Source organism: Pandoraea sp. B-6 (assembly GCF_000282835.1).
Lineage (GTDB): Bacteria > Pseudomonadota > Gammaproteobacteria > Burkholderiales > Burkholderiaceae > Pandoraea > Pandoraea cepalis.
On sequence record NZ_KB290550.1, the window covers coordinates 23902 to 24317 of the forward strand.

The following is a 416-nucleotide window of genomic DNA, read 5'->3' on the forward strand; positions in this document are numbered from 1 at the left end:
CGGTCTCGATGCTAAGGGCACCACCGTCAACGCGCTCTCGCTGGAGGCCGGCGATCGCAAGGTTGCGGCCACCGGCGTTCTCGAAAACGACGACGCGGGCGCCTATCGGACCCAGATCAAGCTCACGCGCTTCGATCCCGCCGACTGGTACGACCTTTACGGCCCGCAAAAACGGGGTGCCAAGCCACCGGCGGCGAGCGTCACGGGGCAGGTCGATGCGCAGGGGGCGCTGCGTCCGGCGTTCGGACTCGCGCTCAAGTTTGCATTGCAGGACAGCGTCTACGCCGACTTGCCGATGAGCGGGTCGGGCACGGTGAGGCTGGCGGGCACGCGCCTGCTGCCCAGTGACGCCAACCTGCTCGTGGCAGGCAATCAGGTGCAACTGCGCGGCAGCTTCGGCACCGCGGGCGACAAGA

At 68.0% G+C, this 416-nt stretch carries 1 pseudogene; it reads left to right on the forward strand.

Features of this window, described 5'->3' with window-relative positions:
• Positions 1-416: pseudogene (locus A985_RS28705) on the forward strand (hypothetical protein); the annotation flags it as partial.